A 23115-nucleotide genomic window follows, 5' to 3' on the forward strand; every position below is an offset into this window, starting at 1 on the left:
CTGTGATGAAAACATTAAAGAACTGGTTGTTACTCAATGAATATCCCGACCACCTGGAACTGCTGGTCGATGACCGCCATATATTTTGTCTATATGTTCTGGAGCCAAACCTCTGCCGGGTACTGATTAAGCGCAATGGTAAGCTGGCACTGAACCGCACCTGGAGCATTGCGCCGCAAGGGGATGTTCCATGGTCTGGGCGCGATCGCCTGAGTGTCGCGGGCTTCTCGGTGCCGGGTTATCAATTGGAACATCATGGGCAGCAATTGATCGTGACCACTGATTGCTTGCGAGTCACTATTCATCAACCGCTGTATTTGGCATGGGAATATAAAAATCAGCACGGCGAATGGCAACCGCTGGCCGCGGATAGGCCGACCAGTGCTTATTTACTCAGCCCGACAGGAGAAGCGATTGCTCACTATCAGCGCCGCTATCCTAATGAGCAGTATTATGGGCTGGGTGAAAAAGCCGGTGACCTTAACCGCGCTGGCCGCCGTTTTGAAATGCGCAATTTAGATGCTATGGGCTACAACGCCGCCAGCACTGACCCACTTTATAAGCATATTCCCTTTACCATCACTCGCCGTGATGATGTCAGCTTTGGTTTGTTTTATGACAATTTAAGTAGCTGCTGGCTGGATTTGGGTAATGAGATTGATAACTACCACCTGGCCTATCGCCGTTATCAGGCGGAGGCCGGCGACCTTGATTACTATATGTTCCTCGGCCCGAAAGTATTGGATGTGACGAAAGCCTTTGTACGCCTGACCGGTAAAACACAGTTTGGCCCCAAATGGAGCCTCGGCTACAGCGGCTCCACCATGCACTACACTGACGCCCCCGATGCTCAAGTGCAATTGCAAAAGTTCATTACTTTGTGTCAGCAGCATGATATCCCGTGCGACTCATTCCAACTTTCGTCCGGCTATACCTCCATCAACAATAAGCGCTATGTCTTTAACTGGAATTACGACAAAGTGCCACAGCCCAAGGTGATGAGTCAGGCATTCTTGCAGGCCGGTATTAAGTTAGCGGCCAATATCAAACCATGTTTATTGCAAGATCACCCAAAATATCAGGAGGTTGCACAGTGCGGGCTCTTTATCCGTGACGGTGAAACCGGGCTACCGGAGCGCTCTTCATTTTGGGATGACGAAGGTTCTCATCTTGATTTCACCAACCCGGACACCGTGGTGTGGTGGCAGGAAAACGTCACTCAGCAATTGCTGGAAATGGGGATTGGTTCCACCTGGAATGACAATAATGAATACGAAGTGTGGGATGGTGAAGCGCAATGCAATGGATTCGGTGAATCAATTGCTATTAAACATATCAGACCGGTGATGCCTTTACTGATGATGCGCGCATCAATGGAAGCTCAACAGACATTCGCGCCCGATATGCGCCCATATCTCATATCACGCTCTGGCTGTGCTGGAATGCAGCGCTATGCCCAAACCTGGAGTGGTGACAACCGCACCAATTGGCAAACACTGCGCTACAACATCCGCATGGGGCTAGGCATGAGCCTGTCCGGGCTTTATAACTTAGGCCATGATGTCGGTGGTTTTTCGGGTGATAAACCCGACGCTGAGTTATTTATCCGCTGGGTACAAAACGGTGTTATGCATCCAAGGTTTACTATTCACTCATGGAATGACGACAGCACAGTAAATGAGCCGTGGATGTACCCCGCCGCCACGCCGATGATTCGCGATGCGATGGTGTTGCGCTATCTGCTATTGCCTTATTTTTACACGCTGCAATGGCAAGCTACTCATGATGATGAACCGATGTTGCGCCCAACTTTCCTCGATCATGAGCACGATAGCCGCACGTTTAAAGAAAATGACGACTTTATGCTGGGCCGTGATTTGTTGGTCGCCAGTGTGGTGGAGTCGGGCCAACGCCAACGCGAGGTCTATCTGCCGGATAATAATGTTGGTTGGTACTGTTTCCATACCGGCCAATGGTATAGCGGCGGGCAAACCATCATTTTAGATGCGCCGCTGGAGCGCCTACCTCTGTTAGTCCGAGCGGGCGCTGCGCTGCCACTGTCACGGCGGATTGCTTATGTGAATGCCGCACAAGACACCCAGCGAGAACTGGCACTCTATCCGACTAAAGGGGGCGGCCAATCCAGCGGCATGCTATTTGAAGATGATGGCGAAAGCCACCGTTGGCAGCAAGGCCATGCATTGTGGCTAAGCTGGCAGGTGAAGACCGATAATCACCGCATTGATATCACTTTTGAGCGCACAGGGAGCTATCAGCCCGCCTGGCATGAATTGGTGATTAATCTGCCCGAACATGAACAGCGCGAGTTATATATCAACGGGGTTGCCAGTCATCAATTACAGCTGAGTCTTCTTGGTTAATCCTTTGGCCGGCGGGGAGCGACACCGCCAGCTACCTCAAGCGGGTTCGATTACTGAACCCGCTGATTTTCAATAATCAGCTGACTTAGCGCAGTAGCTTTAATGCACCGGTTAATGAACGCACCCATTTCTCCGGCCCCACCAATCCCAGGCCATCCAACTGTTCATCAGCCAGGGAGCGCAACGGAAACGCCTCTTCATAATCCTGAAAACTGTGCATTGAGCGAGCAAAAGCCGGGAAAGGCACAATCGCCCGTTCATGACTGGCCGCCAAAGCTTTCAACAACACCGCTCTCATTTGTGAAGCATCCGCCTGCAAAATAGGCACTGGCAATTTTGAGCTAACATCAATTTCTTTCCCTGTCGAATCAGACAATACCGTCCCCGCCAATTGTGGAAATTTTGCGGCTAAACCAATCCCCACGGCGCTGGTAGTATTAGCAATCACACCAATAGGAAGTTCAGGATTAACAATAATTGCGATCCGCATTTGTTCTGCCACAGTTCATATCCTTTTGCCGATAATATATGCAAAAGATAATATCGCGCGCGCGCGGGTAAGTGCTTTCTTTTATCAGCCTCATTCAGCTAATATTGGTAAATCATACCCACACAAAATAATAATCAGGTAGAAAATGCCATCACCACTGATAACACCGGCAGATATCAAAATCTTAAAGCAATTACAACGCGCAGGCCGGATGACTAACCAAGAACTGGCCGATAAAGTTGGGATGGCAACCTCCCCATGCTGGCGGCGGGTGCGGCAACTGGAAGAAAGCGGCGTCATTACCGGCTATCAAGCCAACATTGATCGGCGGAAAATCGGTTTAGGGATTTTGGCCTTTATTCGGGTGAAAATTGATAGCCACAGTGAAGAAGAAGCGAAATTGTTTGAAGCGCAGGTCGGGGCGTTAAAGCCGGTGATTGCTTGCTACGCGGTCGCGGGAGATGCGGATTTCTTGTTGCAAGTGGTGGCGGAAGACCTCGACAGTTTCTCCACTTTTGCAATGTCAGTTATCCGCCGACTCTCCGGGATTAAAGAGATGCAAACGACATTCGTCCTGCGCGAAGTAAAACCACTGGATCATTTACCGCTGGAATAGGCGACGATAAAAACCTACGCCGCCAGAACCCTGTTTCGCCCCGATGCTTTGGCGCGGTAAAGTGCCTCATCCATGCGTTTGAACAAACTATCAGTGTCTTCACCCACTTGATGCTGCGCAACCCCAAGACTTACCGTCAGTTGCGGTAAGTTAGGCTGGCAGATCATTTGAATAGTTTCCCTAATAGATTCAGCCAATTGCAATGCTCCGTCCAAATTAGTCAAGGGCAGAAGAATAGCGAACTCCTCCCCTCCCCAGCGGAAAACAATATCACACTCACGGATGATGGATTCTAGCGTTCGGGCCAAGAAAATCAGGACTTCATCGCCTTTATGATGCCCAAGTTGATCATTAATATTTTTGAAATGGTCGACATCCAATAGGATCAAACTGAAAATCTGGCCATAGCGCTGGCTCTGGGCATGTGCTTGTTCGACCAACGGGAAAAACTGGCGGCGATTACCTAAGTCTGTCAGTGGATCATGCAGAGCGGCACGCTCCAATGCTTGTTCAAGCCGCTTTTGTTCCGTGATGTCATGAATAATACAAAGCATCAATCTTATGCCATCCAACTCGACTGGGCCCGCATAGGTCTGGACGTGACGGGTATTTCCATCCGCTAACTTATGAATAAAATTGAGCGGCTTATGCCCACCCGGCAGTTTGGCGACCTCATTCATTACCGGCAATACATCCTTCCCCATACTATTGATTTCCCAGGTATGCTTCATGCACATTTCATCCCGCGAATAGCCATAGAAACGGGTTGCTGCTTGATTAGCATCCACAATTAGCCCCTCTCGCGAGGGATCAATAAGTAACATCGGAGCCGTATTAGTACTAAAAAATTGTTCGTAAAAACTCTGTTCGCTGCGGGAATAGGGTTTTGCCAATCGCCGTGCGCTGGTGGGCTGGGTTACCACGCTTTCTGAAATATAAATCCCTTCAAAAAGAATCACCGCACCATAAGGCTCTAACTGCGTTAAGGAGAGCCGGCAACTGAGAGGAAAGGCATTTTTTTCTGTCTGAATAGTCCAAATCTCGACAATTTGGTCATCAACAGCCAAGGCAGGAAGATAGGCACTCAAATGCTGCTGTGCATGAGCTGAAAAGCGCCCGTTACGCAGTATCGGCAGTTGAACGTCGCCGGCAATTTTACGAGCTTCCTTGTTAGCAAAAAGTATTTCCTGATTATGAGGCAAGGCAAACCAAATCGGCGTACTCAATAGATTTAATGCATCTAAGTCAGTTACTAACATAGGAATACCGAAGGATATTTGGCATCAGAATAGAATACAGCTAATTTCCTTGGATTCACTATATTTCGATTGATACCGTTATCCCTTATTTTTCGGATTGATTGCAAAAAGGGCTGACCGCAGGATGTAGCAGTGATTGGTTTTGACGGGATTAGCTCAGACCTGACAGTTACCGGTTATTTACACAGGTAAATGACTGATCAACGACAACCCCGTTCATCTCTTCGATATTACGAAGGATCAGAGACATGAGCAGGTAACATCAAAAAAAACAGTATGTTACCTGACAATTAGCCCTTAGAAGTTATATTTCACCCCTAACATCACGGCGGTATCGCTGTAGCCTTTGTTGCCCACCTGCTGACCAACATTGCCCCAGAGATTTACATTCTTATTGATCTGGCCTTCAACACCCAGCTTCAGTTCACCAATATTGGCAGCACCGGCTTGTTTCACCGTCATGCCGTCCATGGTAGTACCAAAGTCTTTGGTGTTATGGATCCAGTTGGCTTCCACAAACGGCTGAAATACCCGGTCTTTACCTTTATCCTGATCGGCGTAGCCGTTCATAAAGGCTTTCACTCCGAGGCGGGTCTGGATATTACCATCACCTTCGCCAGACACATTCGTCCCATTGGCTTCTTTATGGTCATCGGCTTTGACGCCCATCCAGGTGACCTGCGCTTTCAGTTGGATAAAGTAACTGGCATTTTTCGCCGCATTTTCAACGACTTTAAAGGTATAGCCACTTTCAACTGAGGCGGTGACACCCTTGGATTTATACTTTTCAACTGCTAAATCCTGCCCATTGACGGTGTTATTAAACCAGCTATATTGCGCCCAGCTATCGACATACAGGCCAGTTTTATCCGCACTGTTGGCATACCAAGTGCCGTATACACCGGTGCTGTAACCGTCCACCGAGGCGCGGGCGCTGTAGCCCGACAGCCGTGATTCAGTGGTGCTTTTGCTGTTGCCGTAACCGGCCATCACACCCAGATGGAAACGATCTGCACCATTGTGGCTCCACTGGGCAATATCACCACCCAGTTGCATTACATAGCGGTTACTTTGGGTGCGTAATTGATCTTGCGTATCGCGAGAGCGGTTATGGCCGCCTTCATTACGTAACCATAAACTGGTGACTTTGCGTTCGCCGGTCAGTACATCAATATAGTGAGTTTCACCCAGACGGTCGTGCAGGCGGGTGACAAACATATTATTGGCAGCCGCGAGGTTAGCACTGTAACCACTGGCTTCCGGGCGCTCAATCACCACTGGTGAAGGTTCACCCGGAACACCGGGCCCCGGTATATCTGTTGGCATGGAGTTGTTCAGATACCAGTTGCTCTGATTACCGCCAATACCGCGCTCTAAGTAATAATCATAAGCCCCGGCGACAATGCGCCCGCTTTGAGTAAATTCACCCGCCGAATTACCGGCTACAGTAATCAGCTCAATGCCATTAAGAGTCTGTGCACCGCTACCGCCTGCATTGTTTACACTAACGAGAGTGGTACCGGCGGTATTACCCTCAACCACCAATTTATCAGTTACTGAGGTATCATCATGTAGCAACGTATTGAAATTCAGCAGACCATTGTTACCGGTATAATTACCCGCAACAGTCAAAATAGTGCCCGGAACACTGCCAAAATCCAGTTGTCCTGAGTGATCCAAGCTACCCATAGTTTGACTATAGCCGCGCAGATCCAGAGTACCGCCGGTCTCAGTGACATAATTCCCATTGGCACTGAAAGCCCCCACGGCACCGGCTGCCAATGTCCCGCCATGGATAACCGTCGAACCAGAATAATCGCTAAGGCCGCTCATCACGGTGATACCGCTATACACATTGATATTGCCCACACCACTGATTGCAGGGGCGAAGGTATACAAACCGGAAGTATCAGTGTGATTAAAATTAATTTGGCCACTACCATCACCAAAAGTGATGGATGCAGCATCCAGAGTACCTGCGGCACTGGCAACCTCTCCAGCCGCCGAACCGATATCTAAAGTTCCTATACTGCCCGCCATTTTTGCAATGACTAGACTTGAAGCTGAAACAGCACCGCCATCGGTGATAGTCAATGTTCCAGACCCTTCATCCCCCAAATCGAGAATACCAGAACTGTTCCATTGAGAATCAGCCCCACTGACGGTAACTGTGCCGGTAGTGCCTACACCTGTACCGACACTCGCATTAATATTGGAAACCTTGGCGGAATTAAAGATGTTCAATGCACCAATATTCCTAAAGCCAACAAAGAGATTACTCGCATTTATCCAGGATGAATCAGTCCCTGACACGTTAACGGTGCCAGTACCTTCTACCTGGCCACCGATATAACCGTTACCGGTGTTTGAAACAACCCCGCCATCAAGAATATTAAGTATTCCGGTCCCTCTTAAACTGACAACCGTGACACCATCATTGAACCAAGTGGAACCCGCGCCAGAAATGGTGGCAGTGCCTAAGGAACCCACAAAGTCACCAAGATAGCCATCACGATTAGAAACGACACCACCATCGGTGATGTTCAGTTCACCGGTGCCACTGACACCGAAAAAGGCCCTGGTATCATTCATCCATTTAGACCCTGCGCCGGAAACATTGACCGTACCGTAACTCCCTGCATCGGCACCAATCGAATTAAATAGGTTCCCCCCTCCCGTGCCGCTAGACAAAGTACCGCCATTCGTAATATTTAATACACCTGTACCAGCATAACCGATGATTATTTGTTCATTGCCATGCATCCATGTCGCATTGGGACCTGAAATTGTAGCCGTACCTGAACCCCCTAATTGGTTGCCGAGAATGGCCGAACCGTTGGTATTAACACTACCATTATCAATAATATTCAGTTCACCAACCCCCGTATTACCCACTTGTAAATTACCAATGACATCCCAGGGTAAAGGTTGTGTATCAGGCACAGTAACGATATCACCACCATCAATGATGGTGTCTGCATGCACTGGTGCTACTGCAATGAGCAGCGCATTAAGAAAAATAGTCATTATTAATTTACTATTTTTTAGTGCAGCATACTTTTGTATATCAGATGATGACTGCATGACTTTTCTTTTAAAAGTCAAAGTAGTATATCCGTAGGTTTTAGTCATATTAAATTTTCCGGTGTAGTAATTCTTCTGAAAAAATATAATTTCAATAAAATTCTAAAAATTGTTTTTATTATATTTGTACTAACTTAATAGGAATTTAATATAGATTTTGCTGCTGCGTATATAGGATTGGATGCAGTGTTGAATAGGAATATTCTTACTGTAATAGTCTAATCATTCCGGACACTTTGTTAGAGGTATAATGAGCAATACTAAAGAGTTGATAATGCGAGGAAAAATGTTTACCCATGAGTTCAAACAGGAATGTGTCAATCTGGTTATTCAACATAACTATCCAGTGACTCAGGCTGCTGAAATAATGAATATTGGGCTTTCAACCTTACACCGTTGTGTTACGGCAATATCGTGGGGAACTCCGCGGAAATACACCAATAGCCAGTGCTATAACACCGGAACAACGGCGGATATAGAAATCTGAAAAGCTATTGGGGTTTTGCACCACGTATTTCAAGGTCCGTGAGTGCCATGAGTATAGAATATGGAGTGTAGAAAATTTCTATACAGATAACTATACACGTTTGTAAGTGGATTCCCGTGGGCAACGATAATCGTCAAGAGACAACAGTGGCCTAATCCTTGCTATGACTGGGTTTTATATATTCGGGAGATACTGTGAGATGTTAGATTGGAGCGGGTGAAGGGAAATCACCCCCGCTCCAAAGATCTCGTAATCCCATGGATTTATTAACAAAAACTTGATGTTTTGTAGGAGGAACTACAACGTTTTGCAAACCGTTTTACTCAGAACGCTGATAAGTTTAAGCGAATCATTTCTGACAGAATCTTGTATTCGCCCAGAGTCAGCGATCAACATCAAAGCTTCAATACTTAAACCATCCCCGATCACTTTTCGCGCTTTACTGAGACGACTCCGGCAACTTTTCTCTGTATACCCCTCACGTGAGTGCATTTGTTCAATGATGTCAGCGCTTGATAAATTTGAATCGGCAAAATGATGGTAGTAGTTTACAAAACACTCCATCCCGATAGCCTTAAGGAGTCTGGCCAGCGTAGCACTACTCGTTATCTTCTCTGGTTGGTTCAAAACCTCTTCCATAGTTTCGGGCGGAGGGGTTTGAATAGGCACTTCAATAGCTGAAGCTGAACTCCTGACAATCAAGTCTTCTTTGATGGAAATAACTCGGGGATCAGTAAGAATCGCGCCCTTGAGGTTAACGATATGTGCGTTAACGTAATCACTATGCCGAGCGTAATCTCGTATTACTTCATGTGGGATTTTGTAGGCATCAAGAACGTTGTAAGTTTCATCGAAAATAACGGCTATCAAATAATCAAAATCGGCTGCTTCATAGTTACGCAATGCACTCAGTTGCCGGGAAGGATTATCCGGCGTGACTCTCCTCGCTTTGATCTGCACCTTCTTGTCATCAGTGTCGATGGCATCAGCACCAGCAGATGAATTGCTGAGAAGAGTCATACCTAGTGCTTTAGAAACCAGCCATTCTGCATAATCACCTACAGGATTATTCTTGGTGCGTATAACACCTCTCGAACGCAATTCTATTAAAATTTCGGAATGAAGTGACAGTAACTCAAGATCACTCAGCGAGGTTAGAAAACTCTCGGATACCAAATGATTTTTACTCAACGCCGTTCTCCTTGGCTGAAGTGAAACGCCACTGTAACACCTATGTAACGCACCTGTATTTTGATGTTTTAGGAATACTTAAAGTTATCAGTTTCAGATAAGACGTGCGGTCATTCACCGCACAAGGTAACTGTTTATTTACTCAGTAATTTAAAATCTGAAACTTACATCTGCTTTAATTCTTCAACCTATCCCATTTTACCGCGGATACGATTCCCCAATTGCCACTAGGATTGGGTCTACGCCATTTTGCCGTCTCCATGCCACGGAGATACTCAAGTGCTTCGGTAAACGTGCCAAAGCGCTTCTGAGCGGTCTTATCGCCCACTCCAAATGAGCCATCGCGAGTGCTTGCCAGTCCGGGATGAAAGCACGAGCCATCGGCCGCGTATGGAACTAACAGTTCCGGGTCGTTATCTTCGGATAAGTCGGATGCTAACAACTGCCACGGCTCAACGTTCAAGGCGTTAGCCAGCACCTCAATCGCATCAAGAGACGCATTAGAGCTACCACGTTCAATGCGGCTCATATAGCTACGAGCGAATCCACACCGATCAGCAAACGCTTCCTGGCTCATTCCGGTGGCTATACGCAGTTCTTTTACCCGCTCGCCAAACTGTATTCTCAAGGTCTTTTTCATGCCCTGAATGTGCAATTTTGACCACTGTAAGGCCACGCTCCATATGAGACATTTTGAATCTATCAGCCCCGTTTGTGAACACACTCCCCCTCAGAAGAGGCTTGTATCACTACAATTTAACAGATTCAAAATAAACACCAATAGTGACAAATTGAATTAAAAAAGTATGATGCTTGCTATTGGTTGGGGGGTTTTAGAGCACGCTACAACGCGTGGAGTTGTTTAGCACATGAGGGAATCCATGACGGGATTAGGTTTTTTATTACCAATGGTAGCGGGAGCCGCGATCGGTTGGGTGAGCTACAACGTAGTTGCTCACATTGTTTCTAAACAGAAAGTCAGCACCCTTCGAGCAATCTCGTTGGGAGGGCTATGCACTCTTTCATTGGTGCTGGGGGGGTGCGCATTTTCAGCTCTAAGTGCAGAGTACCCGGCAGAAAAACAAGGTGTAGGGTGCGAAGGCAACGGCCCGGAATGCTATGCAAAAATACATCACAATCCCGTCCGTGCGTGCAAGCAGGCAATGGACAAGAAAGCGACATTTCGCCACCTATGGCTGGGGAACGAAGCAAAACCAGTTTTCGAAAAATACTTCTGGCACGATGAGGAAGCTAAGATTGTTCAGGCATTTGGAAATCAGGCCAATGCTATTAACAGTCTGGGGATGTTAACGCCACTTCAATATTTTTGTATTTTCAACGCCAACACTGGGGAAATCATTGCGGCTTCTTTTGAGTGATCAGAGAAGGGAAATTCCCCTTCTCAATTTCCGCTTATAAGTTTGAACTTCATTGAATTCTTTCAATAAGTGAAAACTCTTCAAATATCACCTCCATATCTTCGGTAAAAGTTCCTTCACCTTCAAAAAAGCGCTGATGTTCTTTTTTCCAGTAATCCAGGCTCAAGTCTCCCTCTCTTTCCTTCCGGGCTAGCTCATCTGTCATCTCAGAAAAACGGAGCAAGTGAAGTCGAGTCGTTCTTATAACGCATACTGGAACTCCTGAGCCATTTTCAACAATTCCGTAAGCGCCAATAACTGGGAAAGCATTTTCCTCTATGCAACCCGCTAACGAACCACATGACCCTGTTTTTACTCCAGATGCTATCAACTCTGCCAATTCATCTGCTAACTCCGATGAATCACCAAAAGCCGCATAAACGGCAGTCGGGTATTTAGCCGCGAGGATTTCTTTGCTTATCATTTAATTATCGAACCTCTGAATTTCAGGATTTATGTTTTAACATATGGTGAAGATTGCAGCTATCCGTAGAACATAGATCCCGCTGGGACGTCGATAAAGATTATCACGCTGAGCCATTGGCTGTAGAACCTCGTTGTAGGAGGATCACGAGCGCCATCACGTATGATTAATAAAAAAAGAATGGAATTAATACGTTAAGGAAGTTCTGGAGCGGGTGAAGGGAATCGAACCCTCGTATAGAGCTTGGGAAGCTCTCGTTCTACCATTGAACTACACCCGCTTCGGTGTGCGGCTTGCATTATAACCGGTTCTTTGGCGTGGGCAAGCGAAGATATAATCTAACTGCCGGTAATTTAAGCGATTAGATTAAACAAAGTATAACCATGGCTATTTTTGCTCAGTAAAAAGGGCGCCGTAGCGCCCTAATAGATTTACCGTTAGCCGGAGTATCTTATTTTACCGGGCGCATTGCCGGGAACAAGATAACATCACGAATAGTATGGCTATTGGTAAACAGCATCACCATACGGTCGATACCAATACCCAAACCCGCGGTTGGCGGCAAACCATGTTCCAGTGCAGTAACATAGTCTTCGTCATAGAACATGGCTTCGTCGTCGCCAGCTTCTTTAGCGCTAACTTGATCAGCAAAGCGCTGTGCCTGATCTTCAGCATCATTCAACTCAGAGAAACCGTTACCAATCTCACGACCACCGATAAAGAACTCGAAACGGTCGGTGATAAATGGATTATCATCATTACGACGTGCCAGCGGAGAAACCTCTGCCGGATATTCAGTGATGAAAGTCGGCTGAATCAGATGGCTCTCGGCGGTTTCTTCAAAGATCTCGCATTGAATACGGCCCAAGCCCCAGCTCTTCTCAATCTTAATACCCAATGACTCAGCAATGGCCACAGCTTTGTCCATATCGTCTAAATCAGCCACATTCGTTTCTGGACGATATTTGCAAATTGCTTCTTTCATTGTCAATTTGGTAAAAGGCTTGCCGAAATCGAAGGTCTGGTCGCCATACTGCACCACACTGCTGCCCAAGACTTTCTCAGTCAGAGTACGGAATAACTCTTCAGTCAATGCAATTAGGTCTTTGTAATCTGCATAAGCCATATAGAGTTCCATCATAGTGAACTCTGGGTTATGGCGTGGTGAAACCCCTTCATTACGGAAGTTACGGTTGATTTCGAACACGCGTTCAAAGCCACCAACAACCAGGCGTTTCAGATACAATTCTGGCGCGATACGCAAATACATATCGATATCCAGCGCATTATGATGGGTCACAAATGGACGCGCTGAAGCACCACCAGGGATCACTTGCATCATAGGCGTTTCGACTTCCATGAAGCCTTTTTCCACCATGAAGCTGCGAATACCTGACATCACTTGCGAACGAACTTTAAACGTATTGCGAGATTCGTCGTTAGCAATCAGATCCAAATAACGTTGGCGATAACGAGTTTCCTGATCAGCCAAACCGTGGAATTTATCCGGCAACGGACGCAATGCTTTGGTCAGCAAACGCAATTCGCTACAGTGGATAGACAGCTCGCCGGTTTTGGTTTTGAACAACTTACCGCGCGCACCCAGGATATCGCCCAGATCCCATTTTTTAAATTCTTCGTTATAAACGCCTTCCGGTAGGTCATCACGGGAAACGTACAACTGAATACGGCCACCAACATCTTGCAGCGTCACAAAAGATGCTTTGCCCATGATACGACGAGTCATCATACGGCCAGCAACGGTCACTTCAATATCCAGCGCTTCTAATTCTTCATTCTCTTTGCTGCCGTACTCAGCATGCAGCTGGTCAGAGAGATGCTCACGGCGGAAATCATTAGGGAAAGCAATCCCCTTCTCCCGCAGCACAGCTAATTTTTCCCGACGAGCTTGTAACTCACTATTGAGTTCTTGCGCTTGCTCAGCGACTTGTGGTTTTTGCTCTGACATCTCTGTTCCTCATAGCCCGGCTTTCAAACTTGCTTCAATGAATTTGTCCAGATCACCGTCCAGTACCGCTTGCGTGTTGCGTGTTTCCACACCGGTACGCAAATCTTTGATACGAGAGTCATCCAGTACATAAGAACGGATCTGGCTACCCCAACCAATGTCAGATTTATTGTCTTCCAGAACCTGTTTATCAGCATTTTTCTTTTGCATCTCAAACTCATACAGCTTCGCTTTCAACTGTTTCATGGCTTGATCTTTGTTCTTATGCTGAGAACGGTCGTTCTGGCACTGAGTGACGATATTGGTCGGAATATGGGTAATACGTACTGCAGATTCCGTTTTGTTGACGTGCTGACCACCAGCACCGGATGCGCGGTAAACGTCAATACGCAAGTCGGCCGGGTTGATGTCGATGTCAATATCGTCGTCAACTTCAGGATAGACAAAGGCAGAACTGAATGAAGTATGACGACGACCACCAGAGTCAAACGGGCTTTTACGTACCAGGCGATGCACGCCAGTTTCAGTACGCAACCAGCCAAACGCATAATCACCGATAATCTTGATAGTGGCTGACTTCAAGCCCGCTACATCACCATCAGATTCTTCAATGATTTCAGTTTTGAAACCTTTAGCCTCAGCCCAACGCAGGTACATGCGCAGCAACATACTGGCCCAGTCCTGAGCTTCTGTACCACCAGAACCCGCTTGCAGGTCCAGATAACAGTTGGCGCTATCATATTCACCAGAGAACATCCGGCGGAATTCAAGTTGGCCCAGCTTGCCATCAAGGATATCTAACTCAGCAATAGCTTCGTTAAATGTCTCTTCGTCGTCAGCTTCAATAGCCAACTCCAGCAAACCAGTTACGTCTTCCATACCTTGATCCAGCTGATCAATAGTGGTGACAATTTCTTCCAGCGCGGAACGTTCTTTACCCAGAGCTTGAGCGCGCTCAGGTTCATTCCAGACGTCGGGCTGTTCCAGCTCGGCGTTTACTTCTTCCAGCCGCTCTTTCTTGGCATCATAGTCAAAGATACCCCCTGAGAACGGCTGTCCGATCAGACAGGTCCTGAATTCGGTTTTTTACCGGGTTTATTTCAAACATGGTTTAAAGTCTTACGTTAAGTCGTAGATGACGGAATGTCATTAGAACAGATAATTCTAACGGATCTGTACGACGGTTTATAGCAAGTTGACTGTATTTATAGCGCTATCTCGACGAATAGCGCTATAAGCCGTATTTAACCTGATATCAATCTATCGATTAATAAGGCCACAAGTGTTGAATCAACAACTGGACACTGCGATTACCGCGATACTCATTAATATCGAGTTTATAAGCCAGTTTTACTTCACGTACGCTGCTGTCCGGCCATAAGGTGGTATCGATATTAAAAGCTATGCCATCGAGCAAAGGCCCGCCATTCAATGGCTCAATCATCAGCTTCAGATGGCGTTCCCCCACCAACCGCTGCTGCAAAATACGGAATTTTCCATCAAATGTAGGCTCAGGGAAAGATTGCCCCCATGGGCCGCCATCCCGCAGCAACTCAGCTGTTTCCAGTGATAACTCGTTGCCTTTCAGCTCGCCGTCTGACCAAATAACGCCTTCTAACTGCGAAGCATCCATCCATTCACCGACTAAATCGGCAAATCGCTGACGAAACTCATCGAATTTATCCTGCTCCAGCGATAACCCTGCCGCCATGGCATGTCCACCAAATTTCAGCATCAGTCCTGGGTTTAGGGTATCTAGTCGCTCCAAAGCATCACGCATATGCAGGCCCGCGACACTACGCCCGGAACCCTTCAGCAAACCATCACCCGCAGGAGCAAAGGCAATCACTGGCCGATGAAAACGCTCTTTAATACGGGAAGCCAGAATCCCAACCACTCCCTGATGCCACTCTGGGTGGTACATCGCGATACCGTAAGGTAACTCAGTGCTGGTCCGCTCTAATTGGTCACACAGTTGCAAAGCCTCTACCTGCATGCCTTGTTCTATCTCGCGGCGCGTCTGGTTTAGCGTATCGAGATCGATTGCTAGCGCCCTCGCCTGCGCAATATCATCACTGAGCAGCAATGCCACCCCAATAGACATATCATCCAAACGCCCTGCCGCATTAAGCCGTGGGCCGAGAGAGAAACCCAGATCGTTTGCCGCTAATTGGCGAGCATCACGATTGGCAACTTCCAATAATGCACGAATACCTGGTCGGCATTTTCCCGCACGAATACGACTTAAGCCCTGATGCACTAAAATGCGGTTATTTGCATCCAATGGCACCACATCAGCTACGGTCCCGAGCGCCACCAGATCCAGCAATTCAGCCAAATTTGGCACCGCTAAAGCACGTTGTTCAAACCAGCCGTTGTCTCTAAGACGAGCGCGCAGCGCCAGCATCAGGTAAAAGGTGACGCCCACTCCGGCCAGTGATTTGGAGAGAAAATTGCATCCGACCAAATTCGGGTTGATGATAGCCTCTGCTGCAGGCAAGGTTTCCCCGGGTAGATGGTGGTCAGTCACCAACACCTGGATACCCATGGCGTGGGCTAAATCCACCCCCGCATGAGAGGAAATGCCGTTATCGACCGTGACAATCAGTTCTGCACCACGCGCAGCCACTTGTTCGACAACCTCGGGGCTCAGCCCATAGCCATCTTCAAAGCGATTGGGAACCAGATAATCAACATTGCTACCGCCCATGCTACGCAAAGCGAGAACTGCCAGTGCGGTGCTGGTTGCACCATCGGCATCAAAATCACCGACAATAACGATACGCTGCCGTGAGGCCAATGCTTGCTGCAACAAAGTGACGCCGGCATCAATACCGTCGAGCTGCTGCCATGCAAGCAGGCCTTTTACACCGCGCTCCAGTTCTTCCGCACTTGTTACCCCACGGCTGGCATAGAGGCGGCGCAACAAGGGGGGCACCAGCGCAGGCAAATGGCTATCATCCACCGCCTCACGACGACGAAGTTGAGTTTTCAATGTCACGGGTGATTAACCCGCTGCTTTTAAGGAAGCCTGATGCTTATTCAGCATCTGTAACATTTCTTTTGGCTCCAGATATCCCGGAACGACAGTGCCGTTTTGCAACACAATGGCCGGAGTGCCCTGAATACCAAACTGCACACCTAGCTTATAGTGCTCAGAAATATCGGTTTTGCAGGTCGCAGGTGATATATCGACACCTTTCATTGCCTCATCGAAGGCTTTATTACGATCTGCCATACACCAGATAGAACGCATATCTTTTTCTGCTTGAGAGCTCAGCCCCTGACGCGGGAAGGCCAGATAACGCACAGTAATTCCCAACGCGTTATAGTCACTCATCTGCTCGTGCAACTTATGGCAGTAGCCACAGGTGATATCGGTAAACACCGTAATCACGTGCTTTTCCTGTGGTGCTTTATACACAATCATTTCGCCGCTCAATGCTTCCAACTTTTTCACCAGTGTCTGGTTGGTCACATTCACGGGCTGGCTGCCACTCACGTCATACAGCGGCCCCTGCAACAGATGTTTGCCATCAGCAGAAATATAAAGCACACCACTGTCAGTCATCACGGTACTCAAACCTGGGATAGGTGATGGTTGGATGTCTGCTTTCTGAATATCCAATTTCTTCAGAGTTTGTTGGATAGCGGCATCATCAGCATGAGCCAGGCCAGTAAGTGCGGCGATAATCATCGGCAGCAGCAATAAACTTTTTTTCATTTATAAATCCTATCTTTTTCCACACGGTAGGGTTTTCATAAAAACAACTATGCGCGCGGATGATGCTGTTGATGTAGCAACTTCAAACGTTCAGTCGCTACATGGGTATAAATCTGGGTTGTCGACAGATCACTGTGGCCCAGTAACATTTGTACCACACGTAGGTCCGCACCATGATTCAACAGGTGCGTGGCAAAAGCATGCCGCAATACGTGAGGCGAAAGCCGTTCACTATCAATACCAGCAAGGATCGCATAGTGTTTGATTCGATGCCAGAAAGTCTGCCTCGTCATTTGCTGGCTGCGGTTACTCGGGAATAATACATCCAGCGATTGACCGTTAATAAGCCACGGCCGACCATGTTCCATGTAATTCTCTATCCAGTACACCGCTTCTTCGCCCAAGGGCACCAGCCGCTCTTTATTCCCTTTACCGATAACCCGTACAACCCCTTGGCGCAAACTGACATCGCTGATGGTCAGCCCCACTAACTCCGACACCCGCAGGCCTGTGGCATAAAGCACTTCCAGCATGGCCTTATCACGCAACTCTAGCGGAATATCGACATTGGGGGAGTTGAGTAACGCATCCACCTGCGCCTCGCTTAAATCTTTCGGTAAGCGCTGTGGTAATTTCGGTGATGAAAGTAGCGCTGTCGGATCATCTTCGCGTAATTTTTCGCGGTATAAATATTGGAATAAGCGGCGCATCGCACTGAGTAAGCGAGCAGAGCTGGTGGCTTTATAGCCGCCCTCTATGCGCTCAGCAAGAAAGGACTGCAAGTCTTGCGAACCGGCGCGCAATAAATCACTGTCGTGATGTTCTAACCATCCGCTCAGCGCATGTAAATCCAAACGGTATGAGGCCAGTGTATTCCCCGCCAGATTCCGCTCCAGCCATAGGACATCAAGAAACTGTTCAATCAGCGGGTTATTTTGCTGTTGCATGACTGTTTCTCTCTTTGATTGGATAAGTAGCCATTATGCCTGATGACGAACCAAATCTGGTACACTCGATGCTATTCCTTATTAGTAATGCTATGGCTACACATCATGAAGATTGGTCTCTTTTACGGATCCAGCACCTGTTATACCGAAATGGTGGCAGAAAAAATTCGCGATATCCTGGGTGAGGATCTGGTTGATTTACATAACTTAAAAGATGTCAGCCCCGGCCGTATGGAAGAATATTCCATCTTGATTCTGGGTATCCCTACCTGGGATTTTGGTGAGCTACAGGAAGATTGGGAAGCCATCTGGCCTCAATTAACTCAGCTTAATCTCAAGGGAAAGATTGTCGCCATGTATGGCATGGGCGATCAATTCGGTTATAGCGAATGGTTTCTGGATGCCCTTGGCATGCTGCACGACCATATTGCGCCGCTAGGCGTAAAGTTTATCGGCTTTTGGCCGACAGATGGATTTGAGTTTACCAGCCCGAAACCGCTCAGTGCTGATGGCAAACACTTTGTTGGCCTGGCATTGGATGAGGTTAATCAATACGATTTGAGTGAAGAGCGCATCGAACAGTGGTGTGATCAAATTCTGCTTGAGATGGATGCCTTGCTTTAATGCGATAAACGGGCATCTGCTGTGCCCGTTTGCTATCCCCGTATGACTTAGCTAGTTTACTTCCACAAACGAAATGTATCTTGGGAGCCGCTTTCGGCCGCGACAATCGCGCTCGAAATTTCTTCGTCTTTGATTTCGCTGGCGGTTGATTCAGGATTTTTCTGCCCCGTAAAGCGTTGCGGGGAAGCCACCTGATACCAATCCAATCTTCGGGTCAGCACCATAACCGCAGCCAGAATAATAAACAGTAAACCAGTGCCCAATAGCAGTGCATTGTCTTCTGATTGCAGTAAGCCAAACAAAACGCCGTACAGCAGTAATAATCCGCCGGCAAATAATGCGCCACGCAACCACCCGCCAAGCACCGCACTTAAATATATAGCAATCAACAAGCTACAACTTAAGCTGGCAATAATATAAGCCAAAGTAAAACCAAGGTGCTCAGAGAATGCCAGTAGCATCAGGTAGAATAAAACCAATGCCGCGCCCACCAGCAGATACTGAATGGGGTGTACACGCAGCGAGGTCAGACTCTCAAATAGGAAGAAGCTGAAGAATGTTAAGCCAATAAATAAAATGGCATATTTAATGGCGCGCTCTGTCAGTTGGTAGTGGTCAACCGGTTCAATCAAGCTGGTGGTAAAGGCAGGTAACTCATTGAAATCAAAGCGCACACTGTCACCAGCAAAGTTGATATTCATGCTGTTAGCCAGCCAGTTACTGCTCCAATTGGCACGAAAACCGTTTTCATCTACTTTGCGTTGCAAGGGTAAAAACTCACCGACAAAATTAGGATGGGGCCAATTACTTTGTAAAGTCAGTTCACTGCTGCGCCCGACAGGCACTACCGCCAAGCTGTTGGTACCCGCAAGTGTCAGCTTAAAGTTAACATCGAACTTGCCCTGCCGAAACTGCTCAACGGTCAGTGGCGCATGCACCCCTTGCGCCGTCCGCCCCAAGAATGCGCCTGGTTCGAAATTAATCTTTGTATTGCCCAGGCTCAACGGTGAAATATGCTGAATACCCCGAGAGTCACTCAGTGCCAGCACCAGAGACGGTGTGCCGATAGTGACACCTTCACGGTCCAAATCTTCTAATGAAGAGGGGTCAAACTGCCCATAAAAGTTGAGTTCCCCTTGGTAGACTTGAGCTTTATAAATACCCAATTGGCGCACTTCAACATCTGGCGCGCCCGTAACAGTCATCACTTCTGGCAATAAGTAGCGATGACGGCTAACTCGCTGCCCCTGTGTCTTGCCATCAACTTCGGTTTCAATCCATTCGCTGTAAGGCACCACAATCAGCGGGCCAAGGATTTTTTGCGCGCGACTGGTGCTGTCACTGACTTTATCAATCACACTTTGCCGATAACTACTGCGCTCCGAGATGACATTCAGTAACATTTCTTTCGGGATCATCATTAACAGAATTAAGCCCAACAACGCGGCAATTTTCCAAAACAGGACGGATTTGAACATAATTTGCACTCCTTTTAAGGTCAGGAGAGCAGCTTAACTAAGTGAAGTGAAAGGAAAATGAGGTTATGTGAAGTGAAAGTGAAGTCCGCGATTTAAGTCATATCTAACGGCAGAGTTAAACGGGCGCAAACCCCGTGCGGTAAATGGTTTTCAAGGGAAATGCTCCCGCGATGAATAGCGGCGACCTCACGCACAAAATTTAGCCCCAATCCCGTACTTTTCGGGCTATTGGCCCTCGGTAATGAATAAAAGCGGTCAAAAATCTTCTCTTGGGCATAATCGGGAATACCACTGCCCGAGTCCTCAAGCGTAATCAGATATTCATTCGTTTGCTGCTCGCCACTTAATGTCACCTCTCCGCCAATTGAGGTAAAATCCAGTGCATTATCAATTAGATTGGTCAGTGCCTGACTGAGTAACAAACCATCACCCGTTAATATCGCGCTATCGACACGGATTAGCCGCAAGCTAATTCCCCGGCTGGCAGCCTGCGCCTCTTTGGCACTAATGGCTTGTTTGACAATATGACTTATTTCTAATGGAAACAGTTGCAAATCAACCCGACTTTCCAGCCGTGCCTGTATCAGCATTTTGTCCACCAATTGCTGGATACGGGCACTTTGCTGCTCAATATTAATCAGAAAACGCTGAGCAGTGGCGGGTGGAGGAGATTCACGTAAGAGTTCTGCCGCACCAGTAATTGCCGCCAGCGGGCTTTTCAACTCATGGGTCAAGGTATGAACATATTGCTCAATATAAGCTTTGCCATCTAATTTAAGGCGCATACTTTCCAGCGCATGAGCCAAATCATTCAGTTCACTGCTGCCCATTGCTGGCAGTGTGGCAACCTGCCCCTCGGAAACCCGCTCGGCATAATCCACCAGCTTGCCGATAGCCCGATTGATCCACCAGACAAAACCCAAGCCAATCAGTAGCGCAATACCCAGCAATACACCGCCAGCTAACAAGATTTTACGTTCACTGCGTTTTATTACCGGTGCCATAGAAATATTGGGTTTGCCCACACTGAGCACGCCAATAATTTTATTATCTACGATAACTGGCGCTGCCACATACATCACTGATGATTGTTCATCATTAGGATCAGTGCGGCTACTGCGCGCACCATATTCGCCATGCAATGTCAGCCACACATCATTCCAGCGCGAATAGTCTTGCCCAACAGCTTTACCGGATGAATCAAAAATCACCCGCCCGTCAGCATTGGTCAGATAAACTCGGTATTCATTGCGATCCTTGCGGATGCCTTCAATATTTGCACCGATTGGCCGTAAATTTAATGACGCGAATGCTTGTGCCAACTGCCCCCCGGCGGCTTTATCTTGCAACATATCCTGACGGGCAAATTGCGCCAGCAAGGTGGCGGTATCAACCAATGTCCCTTCAGTAGCACGCCGCACGCCGGGCTTCACTTCCTGCACAAAAATACGAATGACAAAGTAACCGGCGATGGCGACTATCAAAAAATAACCCAGTAATAAACGCACGCCTATCTTCATAGGGGATGGCTCATGTTCGATATGTCAGGCTATAACCCAATCCGCGATGAGTACGGATTGGCGATTCATTATCGTGGGTCATGCGCAGTTTTGAGCGCAGAGTTTTGATGTGAGTATCGACGGTGCGGTCTTGGCTCTCTTCCGCCTGAGCCCAGACAATATCCATCAGTTGTTGGCGTGAAAATACGCGCTCAGGTGCCAGCAATAAGGTTTTTAGTAGCAGATATTCATAACGAGTCAGCGATAAAACTTGTTGGTGATAAGTGACTCTAGCCCCCGCCTCATCCAGTGTGAAATGGCCGAATTGATGGAGTGTGGTAGAGATAGCCCGTGTTTGTGACTTTTGTAGACGCCGCAGCACAGTGCGAACTCTGGCGCTCACTTCGCGCGGTGAAAAAGGTTTGGCAATATAGTCATCGGCACCAATTTCCAGGCCGATAATCCGGTCTAGCTCTTCGCTACGGGCAGTTAAAAAGACCACTGGCAGCTCCGGCACCAAGGCCAATATGCGGCGGCACAAATCAAAACCATTGATATCAGGTAAACCCACATCGACTATCGCCAGCGCGGGTGGCCCACTGGCAAGAGCCGCAAGTGCAGGTTCCCCCCGGTCAAACCACCGGAGGGTAAAACCTTCACTTTCCAAGGTATAAATTAAAGTGTCGGCGATGCTCGGCTCGTCTTCCACCAGCCAGATTACAGGCTTCATTAATTGATACCTTCATCAGGTCCAAATGAATGACGCAGTAACAAGCATAATTGCCGCCATTCTTCTTCAGACATACTGTCAGCAGCTAGCCATAAACGCTTACGAGTTGAGCGGCTGCTGGTCTGTTGTAAACTCAATAACACGCCATAAGGGGTCATCCAAGGCTGTTTAATGACAATCCATTCATGCCTTTTCCATAGCACCACATTGCCGGGTTTCAGCCTGATTTCACCCTGACAAGACGTAATGTTTTTCTGGCTGCGGATACACTCAAACACCACTAACGTCAGTAATACTAGCCAGAGTGCCGTGTAGCCCTGAGGCCACGGCGCCACAAGCGTGAGTATTACCAAGACGCCATGAGCTAATAAAGAGAAGAGTTGAGTGTGCCAGGATATCCGCAGGTCACATCGCCACTGGGCCACGGGCTTTATTTCGTGTTTGAATCAGTTTGACCATGTGACGCAGCTCGCTGTCCTGCGGCTCCCCGTGATTCATCAGCCAGTTAAATAAGTCTGGATCATCGCATTCAAGCAAACGGATAAAAACCTGTTTCTCGTTGTCACTCAAGCCATCATATTCATGTTCAAAAAACGGCATGATAGAGATATCCAGCTCACGCATACCCCGACGGCACGCCCAGTGAATACGGGCTTTATTATCGATTTCCATGTCCTGATTGACTCCTCAAAGAAGGATGCTGATAGGCTAAAGGCGTTATAGTGCTGTTTTTCAATCATATTCAGCACTCTGCCACAAAATCTGCGGTTATTGTACCTCAGATATCGCCGAAT

21 protein-coding genes and 1 tRNA gene are annotated in these 23115 nt (G+C 47.6%); 5 read left to right on the plus strand and 17 right to left on the minus strand.

All coding sequences use genetic code 11. From position 1 onward, the window contains the following. The first annotated feature begins 5 nt into the window (after nt 1-5). Nucleotides 6-2381 carry a glycoside hydrolase family 31 protein gene (locus F0T03_RS17125; RefSeq protein ID WP_159679654.1) on the plus strand — a complete coding sequence of 792 codons (2376 nt, stop codon included), beginning with the start codon at nt 6-8 and terminating at the stop codon, nt 2379-2381. Nucleotides 2382-2466: 85 nt separating this feature from the next. Here the strand turns inward: F0T03_RS17125 and F0T03_RS17130 are convergent, their stop codons facing one another. Then, nucleotides 2467-2871, minus strand: coding sequence for a DUF2000 domain-containing protein (locus tag F0T03_RS17130; RefSeq protein WP_162527052.1), 405 nt, complete (start codon nt 2869-2871; stop codon nt 2467-2469). A 145-nt stretch (nt 2872-3016) separates the two neighbouring features. Here F0T03_RS17130 and F0T03_RS17135 point away from each other — a divergent pair, with 145 nt between their 5' ends. Beyond that, complete coding sequence (locus F0T03_RS17135; protein ID WP_145555639.1) at nt 3017-3487, plus strand: Lrp/AsnC family transcriptional regulator; 471 nt, start codon at nt 3017-3019, stop codon at nt 3485-3487. Between the two features lie 14 nt (nt 3488-3501). Here F0T03_RS17135 and F0T03_RS17140 read toward each other — a convergent pair whose 3' ends face one another. Both F0T03_RS17140 and F0T03_RS17145 read right to left on the minus strand, forming a co-directional pair. Continuing rightward, entirely contained in the window at nt 3502-4746 is a 1245-nt protein-coding gene (locus tag F0T03_RS17140; protein ID WP_159679659.1) for a sensor domain-containing diguanylate cyclase, read from the minus strand. Nucleotides 4747-5043: 297 nt separating this feature from the next. Continuing rightward, complete coding sequence (locus tag F0T03_RS17145; protein ID WP_208787087.1) at nt 5044-7773, minus strand: autotransporter outer membrane beta-barrel domain-containing protein; 2730 nt, start codon at nt 7771-7773, stop codon at nt 5044-5046. Nucleotides 7774-8080: 307 nt separating this feature from the next. Between F0T03_RS17145 and F0T03_RS17150 the strand changes: the two genes are divergently transcribed. After that, nucleotides 8081-8317 (plus strand): hypothetical protein, encoded by a 237-nt coding sequence (locus tag F0T03_RS17150; RefSeq protein WP_159679665.1) that lies wholly within the window; start codon nt 8081-8083, stop codon nt 8315-8317. A 297-nt stretch (nt 8318-8614) separates the two neighbouring features. Here the strand turns inward: F0T03_RS17150 and F0T03_RS17155 are convergent, their stop codons facing one another. Then, nucleotides 8615-9508, minus strand: a complete 894-nt coding sequence (locus F0T03_RS17155; RefSeq protein WP_159679667.1) for a DUF6998 domain-containing protein — start codon at nt 9506-9508, stop codon at nt 8615-8617. Between the two features lie 175 nt (nt 9509-9683). Next, entirely contained in the window at nt 9684-10148 is a 465-nt protein-coding gene (locus F0T03_RS17160; protein ID WP_159679669.1) for a helix-turn-helix domain-containing protein, read from the minus strand. A 241-nt stretch (nt 10149-10389) separates the two neighbouring features. Between F0T03_RS17160 and F0T03_RS17165 the strand changes: the two genes are divergently transcribed. Then, nucleotides 10390-10887 carry a hypothetical protein gene (locus F0T03_RS17165; protein ID WP_145553075.1) on the plus strand — a complete coding sequence of 166 codons (498 nt, stop codon included), beginning with the start codon at nt 10390-10392 and terminating at the stop codon, nt 10885-10887. A 49-nt stretch (nt 10888-10936) separates the two neighbouring features. On the opposite strand, the gene F0T03_RS17170 is transcribed toward F0T03_RS17165, so the two are convergent. From F0T03_RS17170 to xerD, 7 genes are all read right to left on the minus strand, one after another. Then, on the minus strand, nt 10937-11350 hold the full coding sequence (locus F0T03_RS17170; RefSeq protein WP_159679671.1) for an ASCH domain-containing protein: 414 nt from the start codon (nt 11348-11350) through the stop codon (nt 10937-10939). A gap of 206 nt (nt 11351-11556) precedes the next feature. Continuing rightward, a tRNA-Gly gene (locus tag F0T03_RS17175) sits at nt 11557-11630 on the minus strand. A 171-nt stretch (nt 11631-11801) separates the two neighbouring features. Next, the gene (lysS, locus tag F0T03_RS17180) at nt 11802-13319 is read right to left on the minus strand and encodes a lysine--tRNA ligase (protein ID WP_159679673.1); all 1518 of its coding nucleotides are present in this window, start codon (nt 13317-13319) and stop codon (nt 11802-11804) included. A 9-nt stretch (nt 13320-13328) separates the two neighbouring features. Beyond that, nucleotides 13329-14427 (minus strand): peptide chain release factor 2 gene (prfB, locus tag F0T03_RS17185; RefSeq protein ID WP_145553081.1). Its coding sequence is split into 2 segments (ribosomal slippage): nt 13329-14351 and nt 14353-14427, totalling 1098 coding nucleotides; the frame shifts between segments, so codons are not numbered across the junction. A 159-nt stretch (nt 14428-14586) separates the two neighbouring features. Then, entirely contained in the window at nt 14587-16320 is a 1734-nt protein-coding gene (gene recJ, locus F0T03_RS17190; protein ID WP_159679675.1) for a single-stranded-DNA-specific exonuclease RecJ, read from the minus strand. Between the two features lie 6 nt (nt 16321-16326). Next, entirely contained in the window at nt 16327-17043 is a 717-nt protein-coding gene (gene dsbC / locus F0T03_RS17195; RefSeq protein WP_145553085.1) for a bifunctional protein-disulfide isomerase/oxidoreductase DsbC, read from the minus strand. Between the two features lie 47 nt (nt 17044-17090). Next, nucleotides 17091-17990, minus strand: coding sequence for a site-specific tyrosine recombinase XerD (xerD, locus tag F0T03_RS17200; RefSeq protein ID WP_159679677.1), 900 nt, complete (start codon nt 17988-17990; stop codon nt 17091-17093). Between the two features lie 105 nt (nt 17991-18095). On the opposite strand from xerD, the gene fldB reads away from it, so the two are divergent. After that, a complete protein-coding gene (fldB, locus tag F0T03_RS17205) occupies nt 18096-18614 on the plus strand; it encodes a flavodoxin FldB (RefSeq protein WP_145553089.1) in 519 nt (172 codons plus the stop codon). Nucleotides 18615-18670: 56 nt separating this feature from the next. On the opposite strand, the gene creD is transcribed toward fldB, so the two are convergent. The 5 genes from creD to sdhE all read right to left on the minus strand — a co-directional run bounded on the left by creD (nt 18671) and on the right by sdhE (nt 22993). Then, nucleotides 18671-20092: a cell envelope integrity protein CreD gene (creD, locus tag F0T03_RS17210; protein ID WP_159679679.1), complete on the minus strand. Its 1422-nt coding sequence runs from the start codon at nt 20090-20092 to the stop codon at nt 18671-18673. 92 nt (nt 20093-20184) lie between these two features. Next, complete coding sequence (creC, locus tag F0T03_RS17215; protein ID WP_159679681.1) at nt 20185-21612, minus strand: two-component system sensor histidine kinase CreC; 1428 nt, start codon at nt 21610-21612, stop codon at nt 20185-20187. Nucleotides 21613-21622: 10 nt separating this feature from the next. Continuing rightward, nucleotides 21623-22321 (minus strand): two-component system response regulator CreB, encoded by a 699-nt coding sequence (creB, locus tag F0T03_RS17220; RefSeq protein ID WP_145553095.1) that lies wholly within the window; start codon nt 22319-22321, stop codon nt 21623-21625. After that, nucleotides 22321-22746 (minus strand): protein YgfX, encoded by a 426-nt coding sequence (locus tag F0T03_RS17225; RefSeq protein ID WP_145553097.1) that lies wholly within the window; start codon nt 22744-22746, stop codon nt 22321-22323. The genes creB and F0T03_RS17225 overlap by 1 nt, the downstream gene beginning before the upstream one ends. Continuing rightward, nucleotides 22727-22993, minus strand: a complete 267-nt coding sequence (gene sdhE / locus F0T03_RS17230; protein WP_145553098.1) for an FAD assembly factor SdhE — start codon at nt 22991-22993, stop codon at nt 22727-22729. The genes F0T03_RS17225 and sdhE overlap by 20 nt, the downstream gene beginning before the upstream one ends. Nucleotides 22994-23115: the final 122 nt, after the last annotated feature.

This window comes from Yersinia canariae (assembly GCF_009831415.1).
In the GTDB taxonomy this organism is placed as follows: Bacteria; Pseudomonadota; Gammaproteobacteria; order Enterobacterales; family Enterobacteriaceae; genus Yersinia; species Yersinia canariae.